Origin of the sequence: Antrihabitans stalactiti, assembly GCF_012932915.1 — a bacterium.
GTDB lineage: Bacteria > Actinomycetota > Actinomycetes > Mycobacteriales > Mycobacteriaceae > Antrihabitans > Antrihabitans stalactiti.
This window is the reverse complement of the sequence record NZ_VCQU01000001.1, coordinates 258707-281457: the sequence shown is the minus strand read 5'-3', so window position 1 is coordinate 281457 and position 22751 is coordinate 258707. Positions and strand designations below refer to the sequence as shown.

At 64.2% G+C, this 22751-nt stretch carries 21 protein-coding genes; 10 read left to right on the top strand and 11 right to left on the bottom strand.

What is annotated here, in order from left to right:
• The first annotated feature begins 29 nt into the window (after positions 1–29).
• Positions 30–281 carry a hypothetical protein gene (locus FGL95_RS01385; RefSeq protein ID WP_169584388.1) on the top strand — a complete coding sequence of 84 codons (252 nt, stop codon included), beginning with the start codon at positions 30–32 and terminating at the stop codon, positions 279–281.
• Positions 282–309: 28 nt separating this feature from the next.
• On the opposite strand, the gene FGL95_RS01380 is transcribed toward FGL95_RS01385, so the two are convergent.
• Positions 310–1836: an alkaline phosphatase family protein gene (locus FGL95_RS01380; RefSeq protein ID WP_169584387.1), complete on the bottom strand. Its 1527-nt coding sequence runs from the start codon at positions 1834–1836 to the stop codon at positions 310–312.
• Positions 1837–2050: 214 nt separating this feature from the next.
• Between FGL95_RS01380 and FGL95_RS01375 the strand changes: the two genes are divergently transcribed.
• Positions 2051–2710, top strand: a complete 660-nt coding sequence (locus tag FGL95_RS01375; protein ID WP_169584386.1) for an SGNH/GDSL hydrolase family protein — start codon at positions 2051–2053, stop codon at positions 2708–2710.
• Here the strand turns inward: FGL95_RS01375 and FGL95_RS01370 are convergent, their stop codons facing one another.
• The 3 genes from FGL95_RS01370 to FGL95_RS01360 form a co-directional block, all read right to left on the bottom strand.
• Positions 2711–3244, bottom strand: a complete 534-nt coding sequence (locus FGL95_RS01370) for a hypothetical protein (protein ID WP_169584385.1) — start codon at positions 3242–3244, stop codon at positions 2711–2713.
• Between the two features lie 87 nt (positions 3245–3331).
• Complete coding sequence (locus FGL95_RS01365; RefSeq protein ID WP_169584384.1) at positions 3332–3856, bottom strand: hypothetical protein; 525 nt, start codon at positions 3854–3856, stop codon at positions 3332–3334.
• Between the two features lie 60 nt (positions 3857–3916).
• Positions 3917–4504 carry a TetR/AcrR family transcriptional regulator gene (locus FGL95_RS01360; RefSeq protein WP_169584383.1) on the bottom strand — a complete coding sequence of 196 codons (588 nt, stop codon included), beginning with the start codon at positions 4502–4504 and terminating at the stop codon, positions 3917–3919.
• 85 nt (positions 4505–4589) lie between these two features.
• Between FGL95_RS01360 and FGL95_RS01355 the strand changes: the two genes are divergently transcribed.
• The 3 genes from FGL95_RS01355 to FGL95_RS01345 all read left to right on the top strand — a co-directional run bounded on the left by FGL95_RS01355 (position 4590) and on the right by FGL95_RS01345 (position 10033).
• Positions 4590–6722 carry an alpha/beta hydrolase gene (locus tag FGL95_RS01355; protein ID WP_169584382.1) on the top strand — a complete coding sequence of 711 codons (2133 nt, stop codon included), beginning with the start codon at positions 4590–4592 and terminating at the stop codon, positions 6720–6722.
• Between the two features lie 100 nt (positions 6723–6822).
• A complete protein-coding gene (locus FGL95_RS01350; RefSeq protein ID WP_169584381.1) occupies positions 6823–8823 on the top strand; it encodes an FHA domain-containing protein in 2001 nt (666 codons plus the stop codon).
• 1 nt (position 8824) lies between these two features.
• Complete coding sequence (locus tag FGL95_RS01345) at positions 8825–10033, top strand: MFS transporter (protein ID WP_169584380.1); 1209 nt, start codon at positions 8825–8827, stop codon at positions 10031–10033.
• Between the two features lies 1 nt (position 10034).
• Here the strand turns inward: FGL95_RS01345 and FGL95_RS01340 are convergent, their stop codons facing one another.
• Positions 10035–10544, bottom strand: a complete 510-nt coding sequence (locus tag FGL95_RS01340; protein ID WP_169584379.1) for a DUF2505 domain-containing protein — start codon at positions 10542–10544, stop codon at positions 10035–10037.
• Between the two features lie 208 nt (positions 10545–10752).
• On the opposite strand from FGL95_RS01340, the gene FGL95_RS01335 reads away from it, so the two are divergent.
• On the top strand, positions 10753–11145 hold the full coding sequence (locus FGL95_RS01335) for a hypothetical protein (protein WP_169584378.1): 393 nt from the start codon (positions 10753–10755) through the stop codon (positions 11143–11145).
• Positions 11146–11157: 12 nt separating this feature from the next.
• On the opposite strand, the gene FGL95_RS01330 is transcribed toward FGL95_RS01335, so the two are convergent.
• The 5 genes from FGL95_RS01330 to dhaK all read right to left on the bottom strand — a co-directional run bounded on the left by FGL95_RS01330 (position 11158) and on the right by dhaK (position 18409).
• Entirely contained in the window at positions 11158–12747 is a 1590-nt protein-coding gene (locus FGL95_RS01330; protein ID WP_169584377.1) for a D-alanyl-D-alanine carboxypeptidase/D-alanyl-D-alanine-endopeptidase, read from the bottom strand.
• A complete protein-coding gene (locus FGL95_RS01325) occupies positions 12744–14207 on the bottom strand; it encodes a D-alanyl-D-alanine carboxypeptidase/D-alanyl-D-alanine-endopeptidase (protein ID WP_338079671.1) in 1464 nt (487 codons plus the stop codon). Before FGL95_RS01325 ends, FGL95_RS01330 begins: the two co-directional genes overlap by 4 nt.
• A 144-nt stretch (positions 14208–14351) precedes the next feature.
• The gene (gene ptsP / locus FGL95_RS01320; RefSeq protein ID WP_169584376.1) at positions 14352–16757 is read right to left on the bottom strand and encodes a phosphoenolpyruvate--protein phosphotransferase; all 2406 of its coding nucleotides are present in this window, start codon (positions 16755–16757) and stop codon (positions 14352–14354) included.
• Positions 16758–16766: 9 nt separating this feature from the next.
• On the bottom strand, positions 16767–17408 hold the full coding sequence (gene dhaL / locus FGL95_RS01315) for a dihydroxyacetone kinase subunit DhaL (RefSeq protein WP_169584375.1): 642 nt from the start codon (positions 17406–17408) through the stop codon (positions 16767–16769).
• Positions 17408–18409 (bottom strand): dihydroxyacetone kinase subunit DhaK, encoded by a 1002-nt coding sequence (gene dhaK / locus FGL95_RS01310; protein ID WP_169584374.1) that lies wholly within the window; start codon positions 18407–18409, stop codon positions 17408–17410. The genes dhaL and dhaK overlap by 1 nt, the downstream gene beginning before the upstream one ends.
• 132 nt (positions 18410–18541) lie before the next feature.
• On the opposite strand from dhaK, the gene FGL95_RS01305 reads away from it, so the two are divergent.
• Both FGL95_RS01305 and FGL95_RS01300 read left to right on the top strand, forming a co-directional pair.
• A complete protein-coding gene (locus FGL95_RS01305; protein WP_206071374.1) occupies positions 18542–18988 on the top strand; it encodes an Ig domain-containing protein in 447 nt (148 codons plus the stop codon).
• Positions 18982–19950, top strand: coding sequence for an alpha/beta hydrolase (locus FGL95_RS01300; protein ID WP_338079670.1), 969 nt, complete (start codon positions 18982–18984; stop codon positions 19948–19950). The genes FGL95_RS01305 and FGL95_RS01300 overlap by 7 nt, the downstream gene beginning before the upstream one ends.
• Before the next feature lie 55 nt (positions 19951–20005).
• Here the strand turns inward: FGL95_RS01300 and FGL95_RS01295 are convergent, their stop codons facing one another.
• Positions 20006–20614: a TetR/AcrR family transcriptional regulator gene (locus tag FGL95_RS01295; protein ID WP_169584372.1), complete on the bottom strand. Its 609-nt coding sequence runs from the start codon at positions 20612–20614 to the stop codon at positions 20006–20008.
• Between the two features lie 148 nt (positions 20615–20762).
• Between FGL95_RS01295 and FGL95_RS01290 the strand changes: the two genes are divergently transcribed.
• Together FGL95_RS01290 and FGL95_RS01285 are read left to right on the top strand one after the other, a co-directional pair.
• The gene (locus tag FGL95_RS01290) at positions 20763–21782 is read left to right on the top strand and encodes an SDR family NAD(P)-dependent oxidoreductase (protein WP_169584371.1); all 1020 of its coding nucleotides are present in this window, start codon (positions 20763–20765) and stop codon (positions 21780–21782) included.
• Positions 21783–21887: 105 nt separating this feature from the next.
• Positions 21888–22712, top strand: coding sequence for an SDR family oxidoreductase (locus FGL95_RS01285; protein ID WP_169584370.1), 825 nt, complete (start codon positions 21888–21890; stop codon positions 22710–22712).
• The last annotated feature ends 39 nt before the right edge of the window (positions 22713–22751 follow it).

Below are 22751 nucleotides of genomic sequence, written 5' to 3'. Positions count from 1 at the left end.
GAAAAACCAACCCTGGAAAGGAAATTCAGATGCGCGGAATGAAGAAGTTCGGAATGTCGCTGGTGATCGCGGCGGGTATCGGCGGTGGACTGCTGTCTGCACCGGTTGCCAACGCGGCGCCGAGCAACACGGGCACGGACCTGTCGCAGGGCTCGGGGTGCTTCGTCTACAGCCAGTGGTACGACATCTGCCCGTCGAATCACGACAACGACGACCGTGACCGTGAGCGCCGTCGCAACCGTGACCGTCGCGACGATCACCACGTCGAGCACCACAACTAGGCGTCCGCGACGCGGTCGGGCTATCGGCTCAGACGAGCCCGCTCGGCCGTCGGCGTGTGCCACTCTCCTGGCGCGGCATGATCTGCTCGATCGGAACCTGTGGAGCAGGCAGCCCCGACTGTGCGTGAGCTTCCTGTAGCAAGGGCGCAGTGTCCGGTAACTGGGGGATCGACAGGTTAACGCCACCGGCAAGGTTGAGTGCGCCGGTCAAGTCACCGCAGGTCTGGCGGCGCCAGGCGGTGAGATTCGGTACTTCGACGCCGAATCGCGTTTCGAGGAAACGCAAGATGGATGTGTGGTCGAAAGTTTCGCTACACACGTAGCCGCCGCGGGTGAACGGCGAAATCAGCAACGTCGGCACCCGTGGACCCAACCCGATCGGACCAGCCAGTCCAGTCGCTTCGGGTCTCGTCACCAATGCGAGGTCGCTCAGGTATTCACCTTGCGTACCGGGGGGTGCCATCGGTGGCGGAACGTGATCGAAGAAGCCGCCGTTCTCGTCATAGGTGAGAATCAGCAACGTCTTGCGCCACACCGCGGGATTCGAGGTCAGTGCCTCGAGGATCTGCTGCGTGTACAACGCCCCGCCCGCCGGTAGCTCCGCGGCATGCTCGGTGGTCCACTGCGGTCCGCAGATCCAGGACACCTGCGCGAGGTTGCCGCTCTCGACATCGCGACGCAGCTGGGCAGGCAACTGGCCGTCGGGAATCGTGGACCGACCACGCCGGAACAGCTCGGACCGCTCGTCTTGATACGCGACGAACTTGTCGAGCATGTTGTCGCCGAAATCGTCGCGCTCGCGATACAAATACCAATCGACCCCGGCGGCCTGCAGGCGTTCAGGGTAGGTCGTCCACGTGAATCCATCTCGGAGGTTCGCGACGTCCGGTCCGCCGTGTGTGCCCTCGGGGTCGATCGTGGCGGACATCAGATAAAGCCGGTTCGGATTCGTCGGACCGATGACCGAGCAGAAATAGCGATCGCAAATCGTGAAGGCGTCTGCGAGCCCGTAGTGGAACGGCAGGTCGTCGCGGGTGAAGTAACTCATCACTCGGGCGCCGCCGTTGCGGACAGCGTCCGGATGGCTGCCGATTGCCGCCGAACCGACGTCGACCGGAATGTGGCTGAAGACGAAATTATTGTTCGCGCCATTGGCAACAGAGCTGTGCTGCGTCTGCCACGAGTGATCGACGTCCGTGAGATTTTGCGCGGACGACGATCGCACGCCGAGTCGCCACGGCAGCAGGATCCCGCCGGCACCGTCGGGTGCGAAAGGGTCGAACTGCTCGAACGCGGACCGCCCGGTATTCGGGTCGCGCGGAACGTTCGGATCGTCGAAACCTATTACGCCGGAGAGTGTTCCGAAGTAGTGGTCGAACGATCGGTTTTCCTGCATGAAGATCACGACGTGCTCGATGTCGTTCAAGCGCGACCCCGATGGCGCCGGTTCGGCGAGTGCCATCCTGGCTGCGGGGGAGAGCGCAGCGAACGCCGCCGCTCCGCCGATCAACCCACCACCTCGCTGCAGGAACTGGCGGCGCGACAAAGTCGACATCGACCCTCCAATGGCTCGCGAAGTGGTACTGCATTGAAACATGACAGCCCTATCGGCGTCGGGAATTGCCTCGCTCAGCTACTGGTGTCGGTCGCCACGCCGGATCGGATTGAACTTCTTTCCGGCGTCCTGTAGACGTATGCGTGGGCAACGGCGCCGGACCACGCAGACCTCCGAGCGGTCGGCTCGAAATACTCGTCGCAAAGAATGGTAGATGGCACGAATTCTTGTTGATGGAAGCAGCACTGCCTACGGTTTGTGGGGAGGCGAATCCGGTGGTTGGGCGGACCGGCTGAAAATGTCGATCATGTGTGCTGCCGATCGCCGTCAATTTGCGTCGGTCGTGAATTTGGCCGCGCCGTTGCGAACGGTCGTCGAAATCGCCGACGAATTGCCATTGAATGCTCGGACGTATGGCGGGAACAATCCCGCGAAGGTCGGCTTGTTCATGCTCGGGATGAGCGAATCTCGTCGGCTGGCGTCCGGATTGGTGGTTCCGCCAAGAGAATTCGCGCAGGCGGTCGAGCGGATCGGGTCCAGCTGTCGTGCGGCGGACTTCGCCCCGATCTTCGTCGGGATGCCGCCGGTCGACGAGTCGCGGACCTTCGATTTCGGCAAAGAACGAGCGTGTTATACCAATGACGAACGCGCGCGCTACGACGGAATTGTCAAAGACTATGCCGCTGCCAACGGATTCACTTATGTCGACATTGCGGCAGAATTAGCTTCGCAATTTCCTGACCCGTCGTCGTTGTTCGACGAGGATGGTCTCCACATGAACAGCCTCGGTCATGCGGTAATTCATGATGCCGTGCTACCGATCGTCGTTGTGCGGCTGCACGATCTCAAACACACGCCGATGGTGCTGGTGTAATCAGCTACCTCGACGGACGCCGTCGATGACCTTCCCGTCGTGAATCTCCTGCTCGCCGGCGTAAAGGCGGTTGGCAACCGGCTTGCGCAGTTCCGGGACCTCGACGAAGTGATCGAATTCGCGGAGTGTGCGGGGCTTCATCGATGACGCGAAGGTCACCATCACCGAGCCGCCGGTCTCTTCGCGTGAGGCATTGAAGGTCCGGGCGATGTCACGAGTGTCGTTGCCTACCACCACACTTCCGCTGTGCAGGAAGTAGACGAAGCTGCCGTTGCTCATGCCGACCGTGCCTGCCACCTCGGTGCCGAGGTTCGGATCGATCGGGATGACGGTCGCCTTCTCGGTCCCGCCCGTCGCGTGGACCGGCCGACCGGGGTGCAGCTCGACGAACTGCCCGAGCGCCGTGTGCCGATCGAGGTTTCCGACTTCCCACAGATGCGCGGTAGACCACACCTTGACTCGCCCGTCCTCGAAAACTGTTACCCGGGCATCACGGCCGTTGCTGAAAAGGTGTCGTGCATCGTTTCTGGCCATAGGTCGAGCCTATCCCGCCGCCATGGTCGTGAGTCTTTTCGGAGTCCCTGGACTCCGAAAAGACTCACGAGGGTGGGGTTGCGGGTGCTAGGGGCGCGGGGCGGCGCAGTACTTTGCCGTCGCGGGTAGCCAGGCAAGGATGAGGGTGGCGATGGGGAAGATGAGGAACACCAAGCCGACGAAGCCGAAGTCGGTCCCTGCGGGCATGTTGGAAGAGGACTTGACGGAATTCTCGATCGCCTGGCCTGCCACGAAGCCGGCGATGCCGAAGACGAGGACGATGACGCAGCCGAGTCCGATCCAGATGCGGCCGCTGATCTTCCTGGTCAACAGCATGATTGCACCGGTCAGCAAGGAGACGCCTGCAACGAGGCTGACGACTCCGGCGACCAGGAAGTAGGAAGTCGTCCAGCCTGGGAGGTCGTCGAACTCTCTGAGGTCTTTGAACGCTGTGATGGCGATCAGCGAGCCGACCCCGCCCAGGAGCTGACCGATCGATCCGATAATCGCGAGGACCGCCGACGTGATGGCGGTGGCGCCGCTCGGTTGTGGGGTGACGAAGCCTTGGCTCGGATAGGGCGTGTATCCGCCTGGGTACGGTTGGTACGACATCGTGCGATCCTGCCTCTCAGGTGTTCCTACCCCTACCGATCCCATTTGCCAGCACTGGCGTTAACCAGCGGACTCTTCGAAGCGCCGAATGAGCTCGCCGACACTGCGCAACCACCCCCGGACCTGCTGGCCCCACTCCGGTTCACCCAACAAAATTACTGCTTCGCCGCCCAAGAAAGCCAGGCCGATGAGGCCCGCGAAATCGGCTGCGGCGAAGGGGCCGAGCGAGCCGAATCGCGTTTCCGCTTCGTCGGCCACATCGCGGAGAACGTCGAACCACGACCGCAGCATTGCCAGCACCTGGTTTGCGAGGTCGGTGTCGGACCAGCCTGCCGCGATCATCTCCTGCAGCACTCGGACGTAGCCCGATGACAGGTCTTCTTCGAGCAGGTCACAGGCCTGTTCGTAGCGTTTCCACAGCGGTGCATCGGCGCTGTACAGCTGGCGTTGGCGGTCGACGCGTCGGCGGTTCTCGTAATCGAGCAGCGACAGCACGAGTCCCTGTTTCCCGCCGAAGTGATAGTGGATTTGGCTCAGCGGCACACCCGCGATGTCGGCGACCTTGCGCGTCGACAACGCGGCGTAGCCATCGGCCAACAGGCAGGACCGTGCGGCCTCAAGTAAGCGGGTCCGGGTATCGCCACTCATCAGAATCTCCCTTGTTCGGTCGATCGACCGATGATAATCTAGCATAACTTCGGTCGATCGACCGAATATCCGGACGGAGGCGCACATGCTGGCCAGAACTGCAGACTTCGACGGCTTCGTCGAGCACAACGGAGTGAAAATTCACTACGAGATCCATGGCTCGGGAGGTCCGACGATTCTCCTCTTGCCGTCGTGGACGATCATTCACAAGCGCTTCTGGAAGATGCAGCTCTCCTACCTCGCGCGCCACTATCGCGTCGTCACCTACGACGGACCAGGCAACGGGCAATCGGATCGCCCACTCGACGCCGATGCGTACGCCCAGGCCGCCCAAGTCGCTTATGCCCTAGCCGTTTTGAACGACACTGGGACGGAGCAAGCCGTTGTGGTCGGGCTGTCGAGAGCGGGCAACTGGGCCCTCGAACTCGCAGCCGAGCACCCAACGCGGGTGCTGGGAACGATTCTCATCGGCCCGGCAATCGGGCGCGGCAAGACCGAGGTGGCAATCCTGGAGGCTCCGGCGCCGACCACCGTCGACCCATCCGTCGTACCGGCGAACCAGGCCGACCCGCTGGAACACTGGGCGAAATACAATCGCGAATACTGGGAAAGCAACTACGAGGATTTCCTCTGGTTCTTCTTCGGCCAGTGCTTCACGGAGCGGCATTCGACGAAGCTGATCGACGACGCGGTCGGCTGGGGCCTGGAGACGACGGGCGCGGTTCTTGTCGCCGAAAGCATGCCGGAGCGGCCGAGCAGAGCGACAGTGGAAGACTGGTGCGCACGGATCGCCAGTCCGCTCTTGGTGATTCACGGCGATGACGACCATGTCGTGCCGATCGAGCGCAGCAAGCGCCTCGTCGCCGACGCAGGCGGCGACCTCGTCGCGATCGAGGGTGGTGGCCACATTCCACTCGGACGCGATCCGGTGCGCGTGAACCTACTGATCAGCGACTTCGTCGACCGCATTCGCCCGACCACACCGCGAATCAAGACCTGGGGTCGTTGGGACAAGCGGCGTAAGAAGGTCCTCTACCTGAGCTCGCCTATCGGCCTCGGGCACGCTCGGCGCGACCTCGCCGTCGCGCGCGAGCTCCGTAACCATCATCCGGACGTGCAAATCGATTGGCTGACACAACATCCCGTTACCCAGATGCTCGACGACGCTGGGGAGCGGGTCCATCCGGCGAGCCGATGGCTGGCAAACGAGTCGTCGCACATCGAGAGCGAATCAGGCGAGCACGACCTGCATTGCTTCCAGGCGCTGCGCAACATGGACGAGATTCTGGTCTCGAACTTCATGGTGTTTCACGACGTGGTGACCGAAGAGCAATACGACCTCGTCATCGGCGACGAGGCGTGGGACGTCGACCACTTCCTGCACGAGAACCCCGAACTGAAGCGGTTCGCCTACGCTTGGATGACGGACTTCGTTGGCTACCTGCCATTTTCGGACGGTGGTGAGCGCGAAGCCTTGGTCGCCGCAGATTACAACGCCGAGATGATCGATCACATCGCTCGTTTCCCACGACTGCGCGACCGCGCGATCTTCGTCGGCGATCCGGACGACATCGTCGACGAGCGCTTCGGGCGCGACCTGCCGCTGATCAAGGACTGGACGCAGGCGCACTACGACTTCGCTGGGTACGTCACCGGTTTCGACCCGAAACCACTCGCCGATCGCGAGGCCCTGCGCGGCGAACTCGGCTACCACCCCGACGAGCAGGTCTGCGTTGTGACGGTCGGCGGATCCGGCGTGGGCGAGGACCTCTTGCGTCGCGTGGTTGCGGCCTACCCCGAGGCGGCGCGTCGAGTTGCAGGCCTGCGCATGATCGTCGTCGCAGGGCCGCGCATCGACCCGTCGTCGTTGCCGCGCCATCCAGGCTTGGAAGTCCGCGCCTACGTGCCGCAGCTGTATCGCCACCTCGCTGCGTGCGACCTCGCCATCGTGCAAGGCGGTTTGACCACCTGCATGGAACTGACGGCATCTGCCCGACCGTTCATCTACGTTCCGCTGCGCCATCATTTCGAGCAGAACTTCCACGTTGCGCACCGTTTGCGGCGGCACGGGGCAGGCAGGCGGATGGATTTCGACGAGATCTCGCCCGATTCCCTCGCCGAGGCGATCGCGGCGGAGATCGGTCGCGATGTCGCGTACCGCCCGGTCGACACGGACGGGGCTGCCCGAGCAGCGAAACTTCTCGCCGGCCTGATCTAGCACGGTTGTGAACTATTGCTGATCGGGTGACGTTGTCTATGGCATTCTGGCTTCACCGTAGTCAAAGGCCGCCTGGCTCCGAGAACCCGCAGGTGATGACATGCAACCCATTCAGATCGTCGCGGCTGGCCGGACGTGGACTTTCGACCAGCCACGTGTCCTGACGATCGGACGATCGCCCGATGTCGACATCATGCTGGCCAGTCCGAGCATTTCGCGTCGCCATGCCGAGCTGCGCCCGACCGACACGGGCTGGGAACTCGTCGACCTCGGTGCCGAAAATGGCACGTGGTTTCACGACGAGCGGATAACGCAACGCACGCTCGACGGGCCGACGGTCGTGCGGTTCGGCCACGCCTCCGATGGCATCGTCGCCAGGATCGCTCCCGCGCAGCCGGCTGGGCCGGTCGAGGGTCCGACGCAGTCGGCATCGCCGAATCTCGATGCGACACTGATCCATTCGCGCGCGGCGCTGCAGGCCGCGAATGCCGACCCGCAGGTCCGGCAAGGACCCGGCCTGCTCGTCAGGTCGAGGGCGGGCGACAAGCGCTACACGGCGCAGAGCCCGATTCGGATCGGCCGTGAACCCCACCTCGAGATCGTCGCCGACGATCCTGCGGTGTCACGGCAGCACGCCGTCCTCGAACCGCGCCGAGACGGCTGGTGGTACGTCGACCGCTCGAATTCGGGCTCCTACATCGACGGCGCCAAGATCACGTCGAGGAAGATTTCGGAACCGACGGAGGTCCACCTCGGGCATCCGACGGCCGGCTTCGAGTTGGAGCTCGTGCCGATCGTGGCGACCGACGTCGCACAGAAGAGCATCGCCAAGAAGCGGCGTCGTAGGCGCGTGCTCGTCGGTTCGGCGATCGTCGCGGTCCTTGCGTTGGTGGCAGGCGGCATTGCTGCGGCGGTCCTGCTGACCGGTGAGGACAAATCGTCGACGGAGGCCGCGGGCTTGACCGCCGCGGAGTTGTCGCGCGCCAAGAAGGCGAGCGTTCAGATCATCGCGATCGACGCCAAGGGCAACCCCTACGAGCGGGGGTCGGGCTCGATCATCAGTGACAACGGGCTGATCCTGAGCAACGCGCACGTTGCCGATCCCGACGCACCCGGACTGTCACCGGCAGGAAAGGACGCGGCCTACTACCTCGTGGCGCTGCCCAAGGCCGACGACAGTCCGTCCGAGCCGGCGTATCGGGCGAAAACCATTGTGTCCGACGGCTATTTGGACCTGGCGATCATTCAGATCTTCGCAACGGCGGATGGCAAAGACATCGACCCCGCCAACCTCGACCTTCCCGAGCCGATGCCGATCGGCGACAGCAAGAAGTTGCAGACTGGTGACGAGATCACTGCACTGGGCTATCCGTCGTTGAGCAACCCGAGCGAGACGTCGAACGAGGGCCCGCTGACGATCACGCGTGGACTTGTATCGAGCTTCCAGTCCGACCCCGTCACCTCGACCCCACGGTTCTTCATCGACAGCGATCTGCGACTCGGTTCCGGCAACTCGGGCGGTGCATCGATCAATGACGCGGGCGAACTGATCGGCATCAACTCGGCGGTCGTCACAGCCGAGACGTCGAAGGGGGAGCGCGGCAGCTTCACGTCGGGTTCGTCTCTGATCCGGCCCATCGAGTTCGCCGCCGACATCATCAAGATCGCCAAGGACGGCGGCGACCCGTCGTACACCTCGCCCTACATCGACAAGATCCCCAAACTCGATCCGGCCGTCGAAGCGAAGGTCAAGCTCGAGTCGGCCGGCTGGTCCCGCGAGGCAGACAAGTCCTGCAAAGGTGCGAGCACAACCAAAGCGCCGCAAACAATTACGGGGTTGAAGAAGGGCGACACTGTGTACGCCTTGTTCAAGGTCAGCGGCGTCCCCAACGACACGTCGTTCGCGATCATCACTGCCAACCTCGACGAAGAGGAGACGGTGATCAACCGGCAACGCGGCAAGTGGGTCGATGGCGAAAGTGAGCTGTGCGCACCGATCAAGGTGTCGGTGCCCGGCGACGTCCCGGGAGTCGAGGCAGTCTTCGTCATCGGCCCACAAAGTGAGATAACGGTGGTCAATCCGCTGCTCTTCGGCAGCTAGGTTGCGCTCTACGCGTCTGGTCCCGGTTGCGCTCGTCAACCTTGCCTCGGCGCTATCGGCAACGGGCAACGGAATCACCATCGTTGCCCTGCCGTGGCTCGTTCTCGCCCAGACCGGACGGGCAACCGACGCAGGAATTGTGGCGGGTGCAGCGACGCTGCCGCTGCTCTTGTCGAGCCTGTTCTCGGGGACGGTGATCGACCGATTCGGCCGTCGTCGCATCTCGCTGGTCTCGGACGCCTTGTCGGCCACCTCGGTGGCAGCGATTCCGATCGCTGCTGCAACAGTGGGACTTTCGGTGCCGCTCATCGCCGTACTTGCTGCCCTCGGTGCGGTGTTCGATCCCGCAGGCATCGGCGCGCGCGAGTCGATGCTGCCCGCCGCGGCAAAGCACGCGGGGTGGACGCTCGACCGTTCCAACAGTGTGTACGAGGCGAGCTACAACTTGGCCTACCTCGTCGGTCCGGGCGTGGGTGGTCTACTCATTGCGACCGTCGGCGCAGTGAACACACTCTGGTTCACCACGGGATGCTTCGCCTTGTCGATCGTGACGATCGGTGCGCTTCGCCTCGAAGGATCGGGCACACCGGACGCGGCCAGCCGCCCGGCATCGATGTGGGCGGGGACCCTCGAAGGTTTGAAGTTCGTGTGGCACAACCGATTGCTGCGGACGATCGCGTGGGTCGACATGATTCTCGTGGCGTTGTACATGCCGGTGGAGGGAGTGCTGTATCCGGCGTACTTCACCGAACTCGGTCAGCCCGCGCAGCTCGGCTGGGTGCTTGCGGCGATGAGCGTCGGAGGGGCGATCGGTGCGCTCGCGTACGGCGCACTCGCTGCACGGGTGAGTCGCTATGCACTGTTTTTGATCGCGGTCGCAGGGCTCGGCGCATGCATGGTCGGCATGGCCTTCCTGCCGCCGCTGTACGTCACCATGACCCTGGCATTTCTGATCGGGCTCGTCTTCGGTCCGGTAGGGCCGATTGCCAACTACGCCATGCAGACCCTCAGCCCGGAACACATGCGTGGCCGCGTCGTCGGTGTGATGACATCGTCGGCCTACGCCGCGGGTCCGCTCGGCTACTTGTTCGCTGGTCCGCTGATCGACTCTTTCGGAATTCGAACGACGTTCTTCGCGTTGGCCATTCCGGTCGTCGTGCTGTCGCTCATCTGTTTCGCGCTGCCGGCACTGCGGCAGTTGGACGCGTGAGTCAGGACCGCTTGCCCGCCAGCCATTCGCGCCCGACACCTTCGTCGATCTTGAACCCTTCGGCAGTCAGTTCGCCCGCCAGCTTTTCGATCTTGCCGCCGATCAGCGGCACCGATGCCTTCACGTCGAAGTCGTAGGTCAGGGTCGTCCGGCCATCGGCTTCCGCGAGAATCGCAGTTCCTTTGATGGCCGTTGGTGCGCCAGGGGTTTCGACCTCGAAACTGGAGCGGGTGCCGTCGGTCCAGCGCTCGCGCACGATGGCACGGGTCGTTTCGCCGGTGAACCGCTTCGCGAACGACGGGACGCCCTTCGTCCGCTGAATCATGTCGACGACGACGACGCCATCGTCGATCGAGACGGTATTCGAGATGACGTCGTTCGCTGCGCATTGTCTGTCCCGGAAGGCGGGATCCATGAGCATCGCGTACACGTCGGCGACCGAGGCGTCGTAAGAATTGACATGGTGGAATTTCATACCGCCATCTTCGCCGATCAACTGCGGCTGGGGCATGATCTCGGCGAAACCGTTGCGTCCCTTCGCGCAGACGGAGTTCCGCAGCTTTTGACTTGTTCACGCTGCGGCGGGAAAGGATAAGTCGTGCAACTGATTTCGAATCAGCTCAGCGAACTCGCAGAAGTCGGGTTAAATCTCGAAGAAGTTGAGAAGAGTTCTCCGCATTCGGAGTTGCTCGCACGCGCAGCCGCGCTAAGTTAGTTCGATGAGGACGCTCTTTCTCCTTGGCGCGGCGACTGCGGCGATGTTGCTCGCGACGCCGGTCTCTTCAGCCGAGGTCATTCGCATCGACATACTGCCCGGGTTGAGCGGCGGCGGCGCCACTCCCTACGGCACCAATTGCTCTTACACCGTGACCGCGGTCGTTCCGAACCCTGCGTCGAGCCAACAGGTGACCTTCGTCGATTCGGCAGGAGGGTTCTTTCGGCCGACGAATCCGATGACCCCGACAGGCATGGCGGCGACGGTGTCGTGGACGCCGACCGCACCCGGTTGGCACACCATCAGCGCGTCTCAATCCGGCACTGCGCCGGTGTCCATCGACATCTTGGTCGGTAACGGGCTCCCCGTCGGTAGCAGCTGCAACGTGCTGCCCTAGCGCGGACTACGCCTACAGGGTCTCGTAGATGATGCTCGAGATCTCGCCCTCGTCCTCGAACACGGCACCCACATCGGCAGCGATGTCTTGCACCGGTCCGGCGTCGTTGACCATGAGCGCGTAGGCCACTTTCCGGCCGCTCTTCGTTTCGATATAGCCAGCGAGGTTCTGCGCCTTCAGTTCGAGCGTCTGCCCGTCGTCGCCTGCCGTGATCGTCGTGCCAGGCTTGGCGAAGACGTGGCCCTTGCCGGGAAACGTCGTGCCGGTATGCGCCAACGATCCGTCGGTCCCCATGATCGGCAGGCAGGCTTGAAAATCTTTCGCCACTTCGGTTTTGGACATCGCGGTCAGCAAAGCGACCAGCGCTCGCGGTGCGGCCTTGCTGTCGGGCGTGCCGCTGCCGTTCGTCGGAAAGTCGAACTGATCGCCGTTGACCCCGAATTCCGAGATCAACGCCTGGCGTTCGGCAGCCAGCGCGGTGTCGATCGTCGTCGCGCCCTTCTCGACACCGAACAGGCTGAGGGCCAAGTTTGCTCCGAGGTTGAGACTGACCTTGAGTACCAGGCGCGCGTCCTGTTCGAACGGAGGCGATTCGAAGGACGCGACGGCGGTGGCATCCGTCAGCGCGGACCGCTCGGGCAGCAGCGCGGCGGGATTCGGTGCGACCGCGCCAGCAGTGACCGTGACGCCGTTTCGCTGCAGCGCCTCGATGAACGCTGTCCGTGCGAACGCATCGGGATCTTCGATGCGAAACGTGCCGACGAAGGTCGCGCTGTTCGTCAGCGGTGCCTGGTACCCCTGCGGCAGGGTGCCAGAGATGGTGGCCGAACAGTCCGACGAGCCGATGCAGTCGACGAGGCCCCGGTTCGACAACGTGATCTCTTCCGGCGCGCCGGCCGCGGACGTGTCGACAGTGCCGCCGACCCGCAGTGCCGCCGTCCTGGGCCTGTAGTCGACGCTCGCGGGCTGACCGGGTTGGGTTGGTGAGACAGTGACGTCGACTTGATTCTCGTTCACCAGCGTCGGTGTGATGAGCAAATTGCCGTTGGGCACGCGATATGGCGTGAACAGCCGCGAATCGACGACCACGTCGGTCACGGTGGTGATCCCGGACTTGCGGACTTGTTCGGCGAGCTGATTCACCGCATACAACGGATCCTGAGGCGTGAGGATCGCCGTACCGAGGGAGTTGGCATCGTTGTGGTCGAAGTCGGTGAACTGCACGGTGTTCGCGTCGATGCGCCGACCCCCGAAGGTCAGATCGCCCGCGCCCACGAGGACGAGATCGTCGCCGGCGCGGTGGACCCGAGTCGTGACACGGTGTTGCGCGCCAAGGGTTTTCAATGCCGTGCCGACGGAGAACAGCTTTCGGGTCGATCCGGTGAGAGCCATCTTGTCCGGATTGAGCTCGTAGAACGTCTCGCCGGTCTCCACGTCGCCGACCAACAGACTCCAGGTTGCCTTCGCGTACCTCGGCTTGGCGAGAATCGCCTTGATGCTGTCCGGCAGTTCCTTCGACGACACCGTGGCGGTGGTGTCGTCACCGCACGACGCCACAGCGAGCGACACCCCGACGATCGTCAGGAACGTGCGCCGCTTCATTTCGACAATGCCTGCTGAAAGGCCGCTGCCACCCCGGCGACGTCCTCTCCCGCGTCCTCGAGTCCGGTCAGCACGTCGGAATAGGTCCCGCCGCTCATCGACAGACCGAAGACGAGCTTCCGTCCCTTGTCGGTGGTCATGTAGCCGGACAGGCTCTGCACGTTGAACAACGCGCGCTCGGTCACGGGGTCGACAGCCGCGCTCGTTCCGGTCTTGGCGGCGATCTTGCCCTTGGCTGGTCCGTCTGCACCTACCGACGCGAGCGAGCCGGTCTCGCCGAGTTTGGGTTGTCCTGCGACGAAATCCGCGCCCCAGGACTGCGCGGCTGCCCAGGTCACCCAACCGGAGAGCTGGCGTGGCGTCGACGACGCGGGATCGGCGCCTTGACCGTCGACGAGGATGACCTGGTCCGACGTGATGCCCGATTTGTCGATCGCCGACCGGATCGACTTCAACCCGTCGGTGCAGTCCTTCGAGCCGGACTTCGCCGCGAGCAGGCACAGCATCGCATTCGCGCCGGTGTTGTAGCTCGTCTCCAGGACCATCGTCCCGAACGCCTTCATCGGCGGCGATTCCAAGGACGCGACCTTCCGATCCGACGGGAAGCTGCCCGGCAGGCCTGCCTCGATGTTCGGTGCGAGTGCCGGCGCGGTGACTGTCACGCCCGCCCGTCCGAGAGCCTCGATGAAGAGGGTTCGCGCCCACTCCGCGGCGTTGGGCACCCGGAAGATCGTGAGCTGTGATTTGCCTTTCTCGACGGTGCCGCTGACAACGATGTTGCGCGGGTTCGCCGGGTCCAGTGCGGCGGTGAGTGCACCCGAATCCCCAGCCGTCACTTTCGATTGAACCGTGAAAGCACTTGTGGCAGGGGTCGTTTTGACCTCGCCGCTGGAGGAGACCTCGATATCGAGGATGTTGTCGTTGACGAAGATCGGCGGGACCGGACCCTCTTGGCCCTGGTAGGCGTCCCAGATTCTGGTGTCGATGACGACGTCACCCTCGACGTGCTTGATGCCTTTGGCAGCGACCTGCTTCGCCAGGTCGTCGAGACCGGCCAACGGGTCGTCGTCGACCTTCTTCGCGTTGGGCGCGATGTTGCCGTACACGTGGTCGATGCTGTCGGCATCGAAGCTGTGATCGACACGGCCTTGGGTCGCGCCGCGGCCACCCAGAGCAAAATCTCCCGACGCCACCAGCACCAGGTTTCCGCGCAGTACATCGTTTTCCGGCGGGACAGTGCTGTAGACGGGGGTGGTCAGCTTGGTGTCGGGTCCGATGGCGTCGTACACCGTCCCGACGGTGAATTCCTTCGCGGTCGAGCCGGTGAACACGAGCTCGTTGGGCCGATTGGCCAGCAGTACCTCACCGGTCTCCTGATCGGCAACGTAGTAGAGCCACCGCGCGGTTTCGTACGCAGGTTTGTTCATGATCTTGCGCGCTGCGTCGGGCAACGTGCCCACCGATCCCGGCTCCGCATAACGCCCTTCGTCACTCGAATCTGTACATGCGACAAGACATGCGAGGGGCAAAAGAGCTGCCATGACAAGACGGAGTGCGGTTCGGATGCTCACGCGGCCATTGTGGCCCGTCCGGGCGTCGGATGCCTAGGAGTTGGCGCGATCGAGTAGCCGCCGCACTTGCGCGGCATCTTCGGCGGCGAGGCACTGGGCGGCGACCGTTGCCCCGAGTGCCGAGTCCGTCGCGCGTACCGCGTCTTTGATTCCGCCGATCGCCCGCGGAGCGACGCTCAGTTCCCGAATTCCGAAGCCGCACAGCACAGCGGTGGCAAGGGGGTCGGTCGCAAGTTCGCCGCACACACCGACGGTCACGCGATCGCCCGCGGTGCGGCACACGTAGTCCACGAGACGAAGAACCGACGGGTCGAACGGGTCCGCAATGGCTGCGACACCGTGGTTTCCCCGTTCTGCAGCCAGCGTGTACTGCGTGAGGTCGTTCGTGCCGATGCTGAAGAAATCCACGTAGGACGCGAGCACGCCGGACTTGAGCGCAGCGCCGGGGACCTCGATCATGATCCCGACCTCGAGCCCGGTGGGCACGCCGTCGCCGGTCGCCTTGATCGCGTCGTCGAGCATTCCGCGTGCCTCGACGACCTCGGCGACCGTCGTCACCATAGGGAACATCACGCTGACCGGCAGGTCACGCGCAACCCGAACGATCGCGAGTAACTGATCACGCAACAAGCCGGGATTGACGAGCGAATGTCGGATGCCGCGAACCCCGAGAAACGGGTTGGGCTCGGCGGAGTGCGGCAGGTAGCCCAGCGGCTTGTCGCCACCGGCGTCCAACGTGCGCAACGTGATTCGTCTTCCACCGAAGGCATCGGCGAGCTGCCGATACAGCGCTTCCTGTTCGTCGACGTCCGGCGGTTCGGTGCGGCCGGAGAACAGGAATTCGGTGCGGACCAGCCCGGCCAGGTCTGCGCCGTAGCGCGCCCCGAGCACAGCGTCCTCCAGCGAACCCACGTTGGAGCCGACGGTGACGGTCACGCCGTCGCGAGTCACGGCCGGTGCCGTGGCGCGGCGGTTCGACTGGTCCAGTGTGTCGGCCTGGTGCGCAGCCCGGGCTCGGAACTCGTCGAGGACCTCGTCCGAGGGCGCGATCACGACCTCGCCGGTCGAGCCGTCGAAGGCGATCGGGGTGCCTTCCGGGACCTCGAGGATCGACGTCCCGAGGTCGACCACGGCTGGAATGCCTTGTGCTTTCGTAAGAATCGCCCCATGTGCGGTCGGACTGCTGAACGCGAGCAGAACGCCCGTCACTCGTTCGCGGTCCAGCATCGCGGCCTCGGCCGGCGTGAGGTCGGGGGCGATCAAGATGCCGCTCCCGTCGAGCGCCGGACCCGCGACGTTCAGCAGCACCCGCAGCACCTGATCGCCCACCGCATGAACGTCGGCCGACCGCGCGCGCAGATACGAGTCGGTCAGCGCGCCGAAATCGCCTGCGATTCTCGTGATCGCCGCCGACCACGACGGTGCGGCAGCCGCTCCATCCACGATGCGTGCCCGTACGTCGTCGAGCAGGTCGGGATCATCCAGGAGCAGCAGGTGCGTGTCGAAGATGGCGGCCTCGGCAGCGGTCGCAGTGGCCGAACGGGCGCGTTGCAGGTCTTGGCGGACGACGGCCAACGCGTCGAGCAGCGCGGTCCATTCGGTGTGGCTGTCGCGTGCTGGAACGTCGGGAATCTCGATCCGTGCGCTGTGCGCCGACCATGCCGCGCCGATGCCGATTCCAGGGGAGGCGGGCCGCGGCAACGCACCTGTCGCAGTGCTGGTGGTGACGTTCTCGTCGAATGCGCGCGCGGCCAAAGTGAGGACGCGATCGATCGCCTCGCGCGCCTGCGCCCCGTCCGCTCGGATTTCGAGTTCGTTGCCGGTGACAGCGTCAAGCGTCGCGACGCGGGACAGACTGGAGGCGGGCACCCACGACGATCCCGTGCTGGCATTCCTGATCTCGACTTTGGCGTCGAAGGCACGAACCTGTGCGACCAGTCTCGCGGCCGGACGAGCATGCAGCCCATGCACATTGGTCACGGTGAACACGCCGGTGTGTTCGGCGGTGACGGTCGGCGTCGCCAAAGGCGTGGTGTCGAAATGCGATTGCTTGCCCGCCAGCGCGGCCGCAGCCTCCGCCGCGATCTCGTCTCGGCCCGCTCCGGTCGCCGCCGCGACGGCGGCGACGACAAGCCCCTCGACCAGCGGTGCCGGGCAGAGCACCACGCGCTCGCGAATGTCGTCGTCGAGCAGTTCGAGCGCGAGCTCGGCCGAGAGGACCGCGCTGCCGAGATCCATCAGTACGACGACGCCGCCGCCGTCGTCGTCCGCCGCGCGAATAGCGTCGACGATCTGCGTCGCGTCGGTGCCGAAGGTCGTGGCATCGAGACCCGCCGCGATCTCGATTCGAACGCGCCGACCGTGAATCATTTCCTCGGCAAGGGCGACAGCGCCCTCAGCGAGAGCGTGACTGTGAGAGACGACGACGATTCCAACCATGACGAACGGTCAGCCCTGCGCGAGGGTGGTCGCCGCTGCTCTGATGAGCAGCGCCATGGAGGTTGCGCCAGGATCTTGATGGCCGATGCTGCGTTCGCCGAGGTAGCTGGCTCGGCCTTTCAGACCGATCATCGGGGTCGTCGCGTCGCGGCCCTTCTCGGCGGCCGCCGCTGCCGCGTCGAGCGCCGCGCCCAACTCCGCCCCGGACGCGAGCGCCTCGTCGAGCGCGCTGACCGCTGGAGCGAGCGCGTCGTACATGGTCTTGTCGCCTGCTTGCGTCTTGCCTCGCATCGCCAGGCCGTCCATGCCGGCTCGCAAAGCCGCCGAAAATTCTTTCGGATCAATGGATTCGACGTTGCCCGTCGTGCTGGCCATGCGCAGGAACAGCGTGCCGTACAACGGTCCGCTCGCGCCGCCCGCGCTGCTGACCACCTCGAGCGCGACCTGCTTGCACAATGCCGCGACATCCGGGGGTGGTTCGTTCTCCAGCGCGGCGACCGTGACACCGAGGGCGCGGTCCATGTTGATGCCGTGGTCGGCGTCCCCGATGGCGGAATCGAGTTCTGTGAGCAGATCGCGATTCGCGGCGACGAGTTGGGCGAATTCCTTTATCCAGGAGATGAATCCATCGACATAGATTAGTTCACCCATCAGATTCCCCACCGTAGGGCGGGCGTGCGCACCGGCGCATCCCACAGGCCGAGCAGATCGTCGTCGAGGGCAAGCAGCGTGACCGAACAGCCCGCCATGTCCAGGCTCGTGATGTACGGACCGACCAGCGAGCGCGCCACCCGCACGCCTGCGTCGTCGAGAATCGTCACGACCTCGTTGTACATGAGATAGAGCTCGAGCAGGGGAGTGCCGCCCATTCCGTTGACGAACGCAATGACCCCGTCCCTGCCGGTGAAGTCGAGATCGGCGAGAATTGGATCGACGAGCAGATGGGCAATCTCGCGTGCCGATGCCAGCGGCAATCGCCGTCGACCTGGCTCGCCGTGGATCCCGATGCCGATCTCCATTTCGGTATCGGAGAGGGCGAAAGTGGGCCTTCCGACAGCGGGCACAGTGCAGGAGGTGAGCGCCATTCCCATGCTCCGACCGCGTGCATTGACGCGACGCGCAACCTCGGCGACCTCGGCCAGATTTCGGCCTTGCTCGGCTGCGGCGCCTGCGATCTTCTCCAGCAGAACGGTCACGCCGACGCCGCGACGGCCCGCGGTGTAGGTGCTGTCCTGCACGGCGACGTCATCGTTGGTCACGACCGACACGATCTCCGATCCCGTCTCGGCCGCGGCGAACTCGGCAGCCATCTCGAAGTTCATGACGTCGCCGGTGTAGTTCTTGACGATGTGCAGCACGCCCGCGCCGCCGTCGACCGCCGTGGTCGCGGCCGAAATTTGTTCGGGCACTGGAGATGTGAAGACCTCGCCGGCGCACGCGGCGTCGAGCATGCCCAACCCGACGAAGCCGCCATGCAGCGGCTCGTGGCCCGACCCGCCGCCCGACACCAGCCCTACTTTTCCCTCGACCGGCGCATCGCCGCGCACGACGATCTTGTGGCGATGGTCGACCCGAAGCTCGGGATGGGCTGCCGCGATTCCGCGAAGGCTTTCCGACACAACGTCCGCCGGATCGTTGATCAGCTTCTTCATCCCATGAATCTACGACGAGGTACGTCCAGGTTGTACGGCTTTTTGGAGTCCGGGAACACCGAACGCGCAGCACAACCCTCGAATCCTGTTATCGTCGTTGGCGGTTGGCATTCCATTGTGAGAGGTACGACCATGAGGGCTCCAGGGGATCGTTCGGCGACCGCTCGGCGGTCGTGCGGGTGGACGTTTCTCGTGATCTCGTTGTTGACCGCATTTCTGACGAGTCTCTTCATCGGAGCAGGCACTGCTGATGCGAGTCTCGCGATCCTCGGGCCGCCACCGCCGGCGGCAATCGATACCCAATACGACTTCCAGTACGGTGCCGTGGACGACGACAACATGAGCTACTCGGTCGTCGGTGGCCAGCTGCCTCCCGGATTGCGCCTCACTCCGTCAGGTCGGCTGAGCGGGATGCCGTACGCCGAGGGGACTTACAGCTTCACCGTCCGCGCGGTCTCGTGGTCCGGCCAGTCGGCGCAGCGCGATTACGCGATCCCGGTTTTCGGGAGCGATCGTCTGCCGCAACTGGTTCCGCCCCGTGCTCCGTCCTGTGACTTCGGTTCATCGCCGGGGTGCTGAAGCGACACGTCCGTCGGCTGATCCTGGCCATCGGAGTTATCTCATCGACCTCGTTCGTTGCCGTACCGACCGTGTCGGCCGATTCCGTCGCGGCACGGCAGGTCGACATGACCGTGTACTCCGCGGCGATGAATCGCCACATTCCGCTGCGTGTGCTGCGTCCGGCCGACGATTCGGTGCCGCGACCGACGTTCTACCTGCTCGCTGGCGTCGATGGCGGGGAAGATGGTGGCGGTTGGCTCAGCCGGACCGACGTCGTGTCCTTCTTCGCTGACAAGAACGTCAATGTTGTTCTGCCACTTGCCGGCGAGGCCAGCGAATACACCGACTGGCAGCGCGACGATCCGGTACTCGGGCGCAACAAGTGGGCGACCTTCCTGACCGCTGAGCTGCCGAGCGTCATCGACGCAACGTTCCATACGTCGGGACGTAATGCGATCGCCGGACTGTCGATGTCGGCGACGGCGGTCCTGAACCTCGCGATCGGCGCGCCAGGGATGTATCAGGCCGTGGGGTCCTACAGCGGCTGCGCGCGAACGAGCGACCTTGCCGGTCGAGGGTTGGTGTGGCAGCAGGTCACGGGATCGCACGGCAATCCCATCAACATGTGGGGGCAGTGGGACGATCCGGACTGGGTAGCGCACGATCCGTTCCTTCGCGCAGCCGAACTGCGGGGAACGACGCTCTACATCTCGGCAGGCACAGGTGTGCCTGGACCGCACGAGGTGCTGAACTCACGCGGCGTCGACGGCAGCCCCGCGCTGCTGGTCGACCGCATCTCGGTCGGCGGCGTGTTCGAAGCGCACGTCAACGACTGCACGCGCGAATTCGCGAGTCGGCTTTCGTCGTTGGGCATTCCGGCAACGGTCGACCTGCAGCCGGTCGGCACGCATTCGTGGCCGTACTGGCAAGACGCGCTACACCGGTCGTGGCCGGTGCTGGCCCGCGCCATCTGCGCCTAGGTCGTGAGTCTTTTAGGAGTCCATAGACTCCTAAAAGACTCACGAGGGTTGGGCGCTACGGGGAGATGAGCACCGCCGAGATCAACTCGACGATGGTGTCGGCGATTTCGTCGAGGCGATCGATCCGCTCGTAGTCCACTGCTTGGACGATGAGTTCGCCGATACCGCCGACCAGCGCGGTCGCCATGAACGACGACGGCACCTTGACACTCGGGTCGGTGAGGCGTGCTCGCTCCGCGAGCCGCTGCAGTTGGCGGGCTAAACCGGTCTGCACGTCGCGGCGCGCTCGTCGGGCCGTCGGGCCTGCGGCCTGGATCGCGACGTAATGCGTGTGCGTGAGTTCGGGGTTTTCCGTCAGTAGATCGATGAGGGCGCGGACCGAGTTGGTGATCCGGTCGATCAACGGGGCCTCGACCGCGAAGCCGACCGTCATCGCGTCGAGAATGCGGTCGCCGAGGATCGTGTGGCACACCAGCAGGCACGCCTCTTTGTCGGCGAAGTGCTCGTAGAACGTTCGTCGGGATACTCGTGCGCGTGCGACAACGTCGGCGATAGTCGTTGCCGGATAGCCTTTCTCGGCTATCACGGCACTCATTGCGGTGACGAGACGTAGCCGGGCGTCGCCGCTGTTCTCGGTGTCTTCCCGGTCGATCGCTGTACTCATCCGCAGGTCCTCCGTGAGATCCGTGCCACAAACTCTTGCCCTTGGTACGTCAGCGTACCATCATTGTTTTCAGGCGGTACGTCACAGTACCGACGCAGATGTGACCCAGACCTCATCCGCCAGATCGACACCCCTTGGAGCCACCGCCATGAACCTGCAATCCATCACCGACTTCTCGATCGACACCGTCACCGCACCCGTACGCTGGCTCGTCGGTCAGTCCGACGAGAAGGCACTGGCCGACCGCCGCGTCGTCATCACCGGCGGATCGTCGGGCATCGGCGCCGCAGCCGCCATCGCTGTGGCCGAGGCCGGCGGCACACCGATCCTCGTCGCCCGCAGCCTCGACAAGCTCGAAGAGGTCAAGGCTCAGGTCGAGGCGGCAGGCGGCACCGCGTTCGTCTACGCCTGCGACATCACCGATGCCGAGTCGGTCACCGAGCTCGTCGCGACGCTGGTCAAAGAGCACGACTCGATCGACATGCTCGTCAACAACGCAGGCCGGTCCATCCGCCGCTCGCTGAACCTGAGCCAGGATCGGTTCCACGACTTCGAGCGCACGATGGCGCTCAACTACTTCGGTGCGGTCCGGCTGATCATGGAACTGCTGCCGCACATGAAGGAGAACGGGTTCGGCCACATCGTCAACGTCTCGTCGATCGGCGTCCAGACCAACACGCCGCGCTTCGCCGCCTACGTTGCCTCCAAGTCCGCGCTCGATGCCTTCAGCCGCGTCGCCGCCAGCGAGACCTACGGCGACGGCGTCACCTTCACCACGATCCACATGCCGCTGGTCCGTACGCCGATGATCGCCCCGACGTCGATGTACGACGCGTTCCCCACGCTCTCGCCGGAAGAGGCGGCAGACATGGTGCTGCGCGCACTCGTCAAGCGGCCCAAGGAAATCGGTACGCCGATCGGCACCCTCGGCGAACTCGGCTACACCCTGGCCCCGAACGTCGTCGACATGATCCTGCACCGCGCCTACAAGGTCTTCCCGGATTCCCACGCAGCCAAGGGCGTCACGCCGATCGCCGGCGACACTGCCAAGAAGGAACTCGGCGTGAGCAGCCGCGCCATCTCCCTCGCCTCGAGCGCCATGCAGGACCAGCCGCTCTCCCGTGCCGCCAAGCGCATGGTCCGCGTGCTGCCCGGCATCCACTGGTAAATCAACCCACCCACTTCGGCAAAACCAACAAACACACCACCAACTGTGCGCGATTTTCACCCCTCGCGGGGTGAGACGCGCGCACGGACCAAGGAGACAGACATCATGAAAAACATTGCAGGCAAGACGATTCTGATCACCGGCGCAGCGATGGGCATGGGCAAGATGTACGCCCAACTCGCAGTGCAGGAGAAAGCGGGCGCCATCGTCCTGTGGGACATCAACGAAGATGCGCTGACCGAGACCGCGGCCGGACTGACGGCTGCGGGCGGCAACGTGAGCACCTACGTCGTTGACGTCGCCGATCGTCAGCAGATCGAGAAGGCGGCCGCCCAGGTCCGCGCCGACGTCGGCAATCCGGACATCGTCTTCAACAACGCAGGCGTCGTTCGCGGCAACAGCTACTTCTGGGAGACCGACAACGCCCGCGACACCGAGTTCACGATGAAGATCAACTCGCTCGCGCCGATGTTCATCGCCCGCGAATTCCTGCCGGGAATGATCGAGTCCGGCAACGAGTCACGCCTCATCAACGTTGCCTCCGCAGCCGGATTGACCGCGAACCCGCGCATGGCCGCCTACGCCGGGTCGAAGTGGGCGGCAATCGGTTGGTCGGATTCGGTCCGGCTCGAACTGGAGCAGGCCGGCCACGACAAGGTCAAGGTGACGACCGTGTGTCCGTACTACATCAGCACCGGAATGTTCGAAGGCGCGAAATCTGCTCCGCTGCTTCCGATCCTGAAGCCGGAGGACGTCGTCAACGAGGTATGGAAGGAAATGAAGAAGGGCTCGCCTTTCGTCATCATGCCGAAGACCGTGTTGCTCGGCGAAGCGATGAAGGGCATCGTGCCGACCAGCATCCGGGACTTCCTCGCTGGTCGCGTGCTCGGTGTCTACAAGACGATGGAAGATTTCACAGGTCGTAAGTAGCTGTCGACACACCTTGGGGGTGCGAACATCGCACCCCCA

What these genes read in the sequence shown, in the direction of transcription:
- FGL95_RS01285 (WP_169584370.1), top strand. Translation starts at nt 21,888, where the DNA reads ATGAAAAACATTGCAGGCAAGACGATTCTGATCACCGGCGCAGCGATG.
- FGL95_RS01380 (WP_169584387.1), bottom strand. Translation starts at nt 1,836, where the DNA reads ATGTCGACTTTGTCGCGCCGCCAGTTCCTGCAGCGAGGTGGTGGGTTG.
- dhaK (WP_169584374.1), bottom strand. Translation starts at nt 18,409, where the DNA reads ATGAAGAAGCTGATCAACGATCCGGCGGACGTTGTGTCGGAAAGCCTT.
- FGL95_RS01355 (WP_169584382.1), top strand. Translation starts at nt 4,590, where the DNA reads ATGCTGGCCAGAACTGCAGACTTCGACGGCTTCGTCGAGCACAACGGA.
- ptsP (WP_169584376.1), bottom strand. Translation starts at nt 16,757, where the DNA reads ATGGTTGGAATCGTCGTCGTCTCTCACAGTCACGCTCTCGCTGAGGGC.
- dhaL (WP_169584375.1), bottom strand. Translation starts at nt 17,408, where the DNA reads ATGGGTGAACTAATCTATGTCGATGGATTCATCTCCTGGATAAAGGAA.
- FGL95_RS01360 (WP_169584383.1), bottom strand. Translation starts at nt 4,504, where the DNA reads ATGAGTGGCGATACCCGGACCCGCTTACTTGAGGCCGCACGGTCCTGC.
- FGL95_RS01340 (WP_169584379.1), bottom strand. Translation starts at nt 10,544, where the DNA reads ATGCCCCAGCCGCAGTTGATCGGCGAAGATGGCGGTATGAAATTCCAC.
- FGL95_RS01335 (WP_169584378.1), top strand. Translation starts at nt 10,753, where the DNA reads ATGAGGACGCTCTTTCTCCTTGGCGCGGCGACTGCGGCGATGTTGCTC.
- FGL95_RS01385 (WP_169584388.1), top strand. Translation starts at nt 30, where the DNA reads ATGCGCGGAATGAAGAAGTTCGGAATGTCGCTGGTGATCGCGGCGGGT.
- FGL95_RS01375 (WP_169584386.1), top strand. Translation starts at nt 2,051, where the DNA reads ATGGCACGAATTCTTGTTGATGGAAGCAGCACTGCCTACGGTTTGTGG.
- FGL95_RS01350 (WP_169584381.1), top strand. Translation starts at nt 6,823, where the DNA reads ATGCAACCCATTCAGATCGTCGCGGCTGGCCGGACGTGGACTTTCGAC.
- FGL95_RS01305 (WP_206071374.1), top strand. Translation starts at nt 18,542, where the DNA reads ATGAGGGCTCCAGGGGATCGTTCGGCGACCGCTCGGCGGTCGTGCGGG.
- FGL95_RS01295 (WP_169584372.1), bottom strand. Translation starts at nt 20,614, where the DNA reads ATGAGTACAGCGATCGACCGGGAAGACACCGAGAACAGCGGCGACGCC.
- FGL95_RS01330 (WP_169584377.1), bottom strand. Translation starts at nt 12,747, where the DNA reads ATGAAGCGGCGCACGTTCCTGACGATCGTCGGGGTGTCGCTCGCTGTG.
- FGL95_RS01290 (WP_169584371.1), top strand. Translation starts at nt 20,763, where the DNA reads ATGAACCTGCAATCCATCACCGACTTCTCGATCGACACCGTCACCGCA.
- FGL95_RS01365 (WP_169584384.1), bottom strand. Translation starts at nt 3,856, where the DNA reads ATGTCGTACCAACCGTACCCAGGCGGATACACGCCCTATCCGAGCCAA.
- FGL95_RS01370 (WP_169584385.1), bottom strand. Translation starts at nt 3,244, where the DNA reads ATGGCCAGAAACGATGCACGACACCTTTTCAGCAACGGCCGTGATGCC.